Below are 7617 nucleotides of genomic sequence, written 5' to 3'. Positions count from 1 at the left end.
CAAAGAGCCAAACGCATCGTAATTAAAATTCACAGAGTAGAGATTATGGTCTTGAGTGCGCGCCAGCGCTCCCGTGACCAACGAAAGTTTAGTGGTTACTTTCGCTTGCGGGTCGGTTACGGTCGTGGTCCGGCCTTGATATGATGGGCTAGGTCGTCAGACCAGCGAGACGGGGCCTTTCGGCACGGTGGGTCGTCAATATGATCTGGTCGGAAACCTGACTCGCTTAACCTACCCTGACAACTATTACGTTGTCTACAGCTACGACGCAGTAAATGAGCTCACTGGTTTAACCGATTCGAACTCTGTGACACTGCTTGAGCTGATGTACAATAATTTGGGACAAATCAGCAACGTCACGCGTGCGAGCGGCCCCTCGGAGACGCGCGGTTATGGTTCCGATCTAAGACTGTCATCCCAAGCCTACAGCTTTTCCGATACGAGCAAGAACGTCATCTTCAGTTACACGTTCAACCTGGCCGGCCAGCCGATGACGATGATCTCGAACAATTCGGCTTATGATGGCACGACGTCGCCGTCGGCGACGAGCTACGCGACCGATGGGCAGAACCGCTACACCACGGTGGGTACTCATACCATGAGTTACAACGGCCGCTCGGATCTGACTAACGACGGCTCCAACACTTTCATCTTTGACGGTCTTAACCGACTGATCACGTTAAACGGTACGACCTTCTCTTACGATGCGCTCGATCGGCGCTATCGAAGCGTGTCGGGCTCTAATAACAACCGATTGGTGTATTCCGGGCAGCAGGCAGTCGCGAGCTATGATGTATCCGGCAACATCATCAATCGCTATGTACCGGATTTACCGCTTGATCGAACACTTTTATGGTATCCCGGGACGAGCACCACTGTGAGCGGCGCAAATTGGCTCGTTACCAACGCTTTTGGTTCGGTCGTCGCGGGGGCCTTTTCTGGAACTGCTGAAACGACTACTTATGACGGTTTCGGAGTCTCGGGCTCTTCAGGACTATCAGCGCACAACGGCAACCTGGGATTTAAAGGCATGCTGTCTACCGGCTCGGCAGGTTTCTATAATGCGCGCGCCCGAACTTACAATGCGAGTCAGGGCAGATTTTTACAGCCCGATCCAGCAGGCTATGCGGACGGCATGAATTACTATTCGTTTGTACACAACGATCCTATTAGTAATAGCGATCCCACTGGTCTGATCTGTGGGCAGCCACCAGCTGTTCCTGATCCGACACTTCTTGGTCAAACTAATTTGCAAGATCCAGTTCAGCCCACGGGGCCGGACATAGTAGTCCAGGCACCGTGTACTCCTCCGGAACCATTGATAGTTCCATCGCCAAACTATCAACCCACACCGAATATCTCTCCACCGACGATTCCTAACCTAACCCTACCGCGACCGTTGTATTTCGCGCACGGGGAGCCGCAATTTCTGCCATGCAGTACTCTCGGGTCGCTGGAATGCGATGCATGCATTAACAGCTTTCTGCAAAACACCTATGGAAATCTTGGCGGTTTCCTAGCGGATACGTTTAATGTACAACAGTCAATTCCTGGGATTTCTGGGAAATCGGTAACCGATACCGTATACCTTGATCTTGAGCTGGTCGGCCTGAAACAGGGGGTGCCACGTGCGACAATAGGCATCAGCAGAGCATTTAATATGTGGACGACTCCAAGCTGGGGCGAAATCGGTGGTGCCGCGGCCCTAACTGCACTTGATATTGTCGGCGCAGCGACTGTTCCATTCGCATCTACAGCCTTATTTCACGCCAGGCTCGCTTGTGGAGGTTAATACTGTGACGCATGCCGATTTGCCATCACGCTCAATTCTGAAACGAATCGCCAGCGTCCTGCTAATGGAAATATTGTGGTTCTCTCTGATGGCCCCCCTATTCCCATCAAATTCATTGGGATTTCTGATTGAGGCCATAGCGGGCTTATGCGTTTTTCTGATTGTGTATGGAGCGGCCAAGGCAATTACACGTCTGTTAGCCCGAGAATTCCACCGCCAACTCGCAAAGTTTGGGGCGGCAACAATTGCCGTCAGCGTGGGGATATTCATTTTCTTGGCAGCGTATGAGTTTCGCGCGCTGCTGTCGGACAATTTTCGATACCTGTCTCCACACTGAATAAATAAGGGATTCCAACGCTGGAATCGATGAGATTACTGCGTAACTTTTCAAACGTTTGCAGTTATCTGTTGCCTGCGCGCTGAATAGAATGCAGGTACGCCCAGACAGCTATCGCCACAAGTTATCTGAACGCACTCACAGCCCTTCGACCATCCCACTTCCTTGAACGTAACGCGGGGCGGGGTTCTGAGAAAACAGATCCTTCTCAAGCTTCAGTAGATTTGGACCACCAAGCCGCCCGTGCAGCTTGCGCGCCATTTAGACAACTTGTGCCGAATAACATCGAACACTGGCTCGTAGGATACGATCCTTGGTTTATGCGCCATTGAGCACTATCCGGCCCCTGAATTGGGACGCCGATCAAGCGACGCCCCAGTGGGACGACTAATGTTGGCGCCGCGCTCTTCGGTTTCAATAAACCTCAACACCTGATCGAGAAGACCTCCGATGCGATCAATCGTCCGACGAGAAGCATTGCCCGACCAAAACTTCGACGGCAGCCACCAGGGTTTACCCCAGAAGTGATAGTACTGATCACTCCGTGCCACAAGATTCGCGGATCGAACGAAGGCGTTAGGCATTTCGGCCGCGCGCCTTGAACAATGGACCTGCACACGCGCTGCGCCATATTTCTGGAAATTGAAGGTTATTGAGTCAATCAGCTTTTCAAAGCGGCGCTCGAGACGCAGTTCCCGCCCGGAAACGGGCCAATCGGACTGCCCGAGGACTATGTCGACCCGCTGAAAGTTATGTGTTTCCAATATCGGCACGAGTTGGGACTCCACACCCGAAGCGAGAATTCGTGTGGAAATTGGCGCCAGATTTTGCCATCGGGCATAGCGCTTTCTATGGGAGTCGCCCGAACTCTGCTTGCTACCCAATTAGCACGCTCGTATGTAAAGACTCTTAACGGTCAGGCTGACACGCGTCGACTCTTTCCATGGTTAATCAAAATACTCCGTGGCCGATCGACTATGAGGCATCTTCAAACGTGGCGCCATGGCAGCCGTCAAACAATCTCCGTAGGCTGCTCCAGATGCCCCAAGAATGCCATCGCGCGAACTATGTTGGTTAGTATCTCATTCGCGCGCGAGGCAGTTAACTTTTGGAGGCTCTTACTTTCACGATAGAGGGCGACTCTCAGCGGTTTTACGTACAGCTCCGAATCCACCCGAGCGACGTCAATGGCATCCGCGTAATCCACCCCACCGGCGGGGTGAAAAATCACGGTAAAGCCTTTTGTGCTGCTCGCACGGTTGGGAGTCGCGCTCGAGAATTCTGCAGAAAGTCCCTCGGTGCTTGCGGGCTCGATATCTATGTCGTGCCTTTCGCCTTGCGCGTTCATAGCGGCAATATGGTGCGCAAGCTTTCGGCACATGGCGTCCACTTCATCATTCTCCACCAAACCGTCGTAAGCAGTGCCAAAGAACCTGAGCGCTGCCGCTACCGTCGTTAGATAAAACAGAATAGGCTTGCGGCGAAGCGGAACCCCCTCAGCGCCCTCGACGGTTGCCTCGGACGAAGGATCCCAAGGGTCCGCCACAAAAATGGCAGGAACTTCACCGTCCCCGGGTATCTGGTGGTGCCGGTGCAAATCACCGACGATTTCAGCGAAAGTCAACGTGGTTTCCCAATGCCCAACGCTCTTGACCCGCAACTGGACCCGTTGTCGTCAATCCAAGCCCCCTTTATCCTAATTATCGACTCTCTCCTTGTCTCAAGCGTCCGCGCAGTCCGCTCGAACCGTTGCTTAGAGTCCTAGCAATCCGCGAACGAAGCGTTTACTGACGCGACTTTGTGGCACGCCGATGATAGACAAACGCCGCGACGACCAATAAGGCGGCGACGGTAAGAACGCAGTAGCGTACCCAGGCACTCTGCCCCTGTGACAACTTACCAAAGAATGTAAATTCGTGTCCCAAATCCCGTGTGCCAACCTCAAACAGGAAGGCGAGGGTCACTGCGCCGATGGCGAGAACCACATAGGGATTACGCTTCATCGGGACCACCTACTCGAGGTTTGCGATCGCGCGGCATCAAGAGGCAGCAGTGGACGCACGCAATAGCGCCATGTGAGACCTACAAATCCCAACCAAATGCCGATCGCGAGGTAGCCGACCAGAGGTTGTCTGTCGACAGTAACAATATCGTCCTTGTGATCTACCGCGACTAGCTCACCCCTGGTGATGGCCTCGGGAAAGACCAAATACGTTCGCTGTCCGTTCGAAGTGCAAGGCGAGTATTTGCTGCAGTCTGTGCTGTCACCTTCTATGCCAATTAGGACTGGAATCTGCGTAGACCGAAGCTGCAGGGCGTTCAAGTCGGCCTCACTACCATGTAGGGCACCATATGTTGCCAATATAGGAGCGCCAATGGCCATGAAGGGGGCGAGGATAAATCGGAAGACTCCCCACAGAATGCTCCCCAAAGACTTGTACCACGGGTCGTTCATGCATCTAACGATGGGGTAGTGCGTCGAGAGGGGGCGCTGCCATCATTCGAAGCTGCTCTATCCCAATCACCAATTCCCTCCTTGGTCGATCAATGGCGACCCGCACAGTCCGCTCGAACCGCCGATTAGCGCGCCTCAACCGAAACCCATCGTCATGTATCCCACAAACGTTTCGAACGCCAGTGCCAAACCGCAGACTACGGACACTGTCAGGAGCTTCCGGAGACTAGAAGAGCGACGGTATCTGAGGGGAATTGCCACCAGGACCAATGCGCCGAGGGCCGCGAGATAGAGAATACTGTCAATTCCACGATACACCGTGGATTCGTCGAGCCGGGGTCTGACGATGAAAAGGACGAGCGACCACACCAACACGCATATGGGTACGCCGATGAGATACACATAGGCACGTGGTCGAACCGGCTGACGATTTGAGAAAACCGGGCTAATCATCGCTTCCCTCCTTGGCCCCCGCTCTAACCGATGGCTATCCTCTATAACGATGACCATTGGGATTGGTTGGCGATAACGGAAGGTTTGGAGATGTGGTAAGCCGTGCGAATAGCAGTCCTGCAATCGCGCCAACTGCCATTTGGGCGGCTAGGGCAGTCGGTCCGCGCGCGCCGAAAATACCAACGGTGCCCAATACATTTCTTAAGATCGTAAATAACGCAAAGAGCGCCAACGCGCCGGCGAGGCCGAAGATGAACGCTCGAAAACCGGTGAAATGCGCCAGCGCGCCCGCAATCAAGAATGCGATCAACAGGGCGATCGCGGTCACCGCGCAGTAGGGCAGAAACATGCCGACAAGGTCGGTCGCGGCCCAGGCGATGCGATCTGTAAACAGGATGGCGGCCGGTGCCGTTCCGTAGGCATGTCCTGCAGCGCTGGACCAGGCCTGTTGAACGAAATATGAGCTGGCGGCGGAGCCCAAGAGCACCATGACTAAAGCCGCGACGACAAATGCGGCTACCCGGCGTAGCATCCGCAGGATCCAACGTTTCCACGGCTGTGTCATGGGCGAGTCCTGCGAAGAAGAAGAAGTGTCCATCATAACGGATGAGGGTCCAAACCAAGGCATCGGCATTCGGCTTGCAATCCTGGTTGTCGCGATGTTGGCAATTTGTGCCCGAGCGGCCGGCGAAGCGGCATCCGAGGCGCCGCGAGCGCTACCGCCTCCGCCGCAGGCGGGCAAAGTGATCAAGACGGGGTATAAGGTCACCGAGATCGCAAAGGGTTTGGATCATCCCTGGTCGATGGCATTCCTGCCGGACGGTTCGATATTGGTGACGGAACGGGTGGGGCGGTTGCGCTTGATCAAAGGCGGCGCGTTGCTACCCGAGCCGATCGCGGGTGTGCCTCCGGTGCACACGGGTAGTCAAGCGGGTCTGTTCGACATCGTCCTGCATCCGAAATTCGCAGAAAACAATACCGTCTATCTCACTTATGCGGCGGGAACGGCCTCTGCCAATGGCACGCAAGTCGCGCGCGCTCGCTTCGACGGCGGTGCGCTCCAAGACTTGCATGTGATCTTCAAGGCCATGCCGCTAAAGGATACCGATAACCACTACGGCGCGCGCATGGCATTCCTGCCTGACGGCACATTCGCGCTTACGATCGGCGAAGGATTCGAATACCGTGAAAAGGCGCAGGACTTGTCGTCGGATCTCGGAAAGATTGTCCGCTTGAACGATGACGGCAGCATACCGAAGGACAATCCATATGTTGGCCAAGCTCCGGTCCGCCCGGAAATCTATAGCTGGGGACATCGCAATGAGCAGGGCTTGGCCTTCGATGCCCAAAGCGGACGGCTCTACGAAACGGAGCATGGCCCGCACGGCGGAGATGAATTGAATATCATCGTCCCGCGCAGGAATTATGGCTGGCCGGTGATTACCTATGGCATGGACTATTCCGGCGCTTATGTTTCTCCCTACACCCAGCGTGCGGGTCTCGAACAACCGGTGATCTACTGGACTCCGTCGATGGCGCCTTCAGGGCTTGCCGTGTATCGAGGCGACAAATTTCCAGCGTGGCGCGGCGATCTTTTCGTCGGCGCTTTGGCGTTCAAGCATTTGCGCCGCGTCCATTTGGATGAGCATGGGGAAGTGGTCGATCAGGAACAGTTGCTGAACGATTTAAACTGGCGCATTCGCGACGTGCGAGCGGCACCCGATGGTTATCTGTATGTCTGCACGGACGAGCCCGATGGACGGGTGCTGCGGCTCGAACCGGCGATCTGATCGTGCGTCTAGATCCAATTCGAGGCAAGAATGAATCCGCTCGTAACTAAAATTCACGGCAAGGAAAAACACTGGAGCGCTGAATACGCCGCGCTCCGCCGGCTCTGCATTGCTTCGGGCCTCAATGAAGAGATGAAATGGGGTCAGGCCTGTTACGATCTCAATGGCGGCAATGTGGTTTTGATTCATGGCTTCAAGGATTATTGCGCGTTGCTTTTCATGAAAGGAGCCTTGCTCAAAGACCCCAAAGGCATCCTTATTCAGCAGACCAAGAATGTTCAGTCCGCCAGGCAAATCAGGTTTACCTCTCTTGCGGACATCAACAAGCAGAAAGCGGCGGTCAAGGCCTATGTCAAGGAGGCCATCGCTGTTGAGAAATCCGGCGCCAAGGTGCCGATGAAGAGCGTCGCTCAATTCAACGTGCCGGAGGAGTTCCGAAGGCGTTTGGATTCTGATCCTAAACTAGCCAAGGCGTTCGGCGCGCTGAGTCCCGGCAGGCAAAAAGGTTACTTGCTGAATTTTGCAGGCGCTAAACAAGCAGCGACTCGTATCGCTCGCATCGAGAAGCACGCGCCAAGGATTTTAAAGGGGCTCGGACTCGATGACTAGGGTCGTTAAGTTGGCGGGCTTGCGCCTGCCGCTTCTTGCATTCAGCGTTACTGCGCTGGCTGCATCGGCTTTTGTACTGTGCTCCACGGTTGTACACGCGGCGAATTCACCGTTCAATCCGAAACAACAGGTATTGTGGGATCACCTGCGGTCGGCGGTTGCCAAGGAGGAGCAGCAACTC

The 7617-nt window shown here is 54.8% G+C and carries 8 protein-coding genes and 1 pseudogene; 5 read left to right on the top strand and 4 right to left on the bottom strand.

What is annotated here, in order from left to right; translation table 11 throughout:
• The first annotated feature begins 151 nt into the window (after nt 1-151).
• Both VGN12_14270 and VGN12_14265 read left to right on the top strand, forming a co-directional pair.
• Nucleotides 152-295 (top strand): annotated as a pseudogene (locus VGN12_14270) (hypothetical protein).
• A 30-nt stretch (nt 296-325) separates the two neighbouring features.
• A complete protein-coding gene (locus VGN12_14265; protein ID HEY4310611.1) occupies nt 326-1792 on the top strand; it encodes an RHS repeat-associated core domain-containing protein in 1467 nt (488 codons plus the stop codon).
• A gap of 672 nt (nt 1793-2464) precedes the next feature.
• Here VGN12_14265 and VGN12_14260 read toward each other — a convergent pair.
• The 4 genes from VGN12_14260 to VGN12_14245 all read right to left on the bottom strand — a co-directional run bounded on the left by VGN12_14260 (nt 2465) and on the right by VGN12_14245 (nt 5602).
• Nucleotides 2465-3013 (bottom strand): hypothetical protein, encoded by a 549-nt coding sequence (locus VGN12_14260; GenBank protein ID HEY4310610.1) that lies wholly within the window; start codon nt 3011-3013, stop codon nt 2465-2467.
• A gap of 128 nt (nt 3014-3141) precedes the next feature.
• A complete protein-coding gene (locus VGN12_14255) occupies nt 3142-3753 on the bottom strand; it encodes a hypothetical protein (protein ID HEY4310609.1) in 612 nt (203 codons plus the stop codon).
• A 160-nt stretch (nt 3754-3913) separates the two neighbouring features.
• Nucleotides 3914-4132 (bottom strand): hypothetical protein, encoded by a 219-nt coding sequence (locus VGN12_14250; protein HEY4310608.1) that lies wholly within the window; start codon nt 4130-4132, stop codon nt 3914-3916.
• A 939-nt stretch (nt 4133-5071) separates the two neighbouring features.
• A complete protein-coding gene (locus tag VGN12_14245; GenBank protein ID HEY4310607.1) occupies nt 5072-5602 on the bottom strand; it encodes a hypothetical protein in 531 nt (176 codons plus the stop codon).
• Between the two features lie 25 nt (nt 5603-5627).
• Here VGN12_14245 and VGN12_14240 point away from each other — a divergent pair, with 25 nt between their 5' ends.
• From VGN12_14240 to VGN12_14230, 3 genes are all read left to right on the top strand, one after another.
• The gene (locus VGN12_14240) at nt 5628-6827 is read left to right on the top strand and encodes a PQQ-dependent sugar dehydrogenase (protein HEY4310606.1); all 1200 of its coding nucleotides are present in this window, start codon (nt 5628-5630) and stop codon (nt 6825-6827) included.
• Nucleotides 6828-6857: 30 nt separating this feature from the next.
• Nucleotides 6858-7436: a DUF1801 domain-containing protein gene (locus tag VGN12_14235; protein ID HEY4310605.1), complete on the top strand. Its 579-nt coding sequence runs from the start codon at nt 6858-6860 to the stop codon at nt 7434-7436.
• Nucleotides 7429-7617: hypothetical protein (locus VGN12_14230; protein ID HEY4310604.1), on the top strand; the 189-nt coding region annotated here is incomplete at its 3' end. The genes VGN12_14235 and VGN12_14230, both read left to right, overlap by 8 nt.

This window comes from Pirellulales bacterium, from assembly GCA_036499395.1.
Lineage (GTDB): Bacteria > Planctomycetota > Planctomycetia > Pirellulales > JACPPG01 > JACPPG01.
Note: the sequence above shows the minus strand (reverse complement) of the source record. Positions and strands in the feature narration are given on the sequence as shown.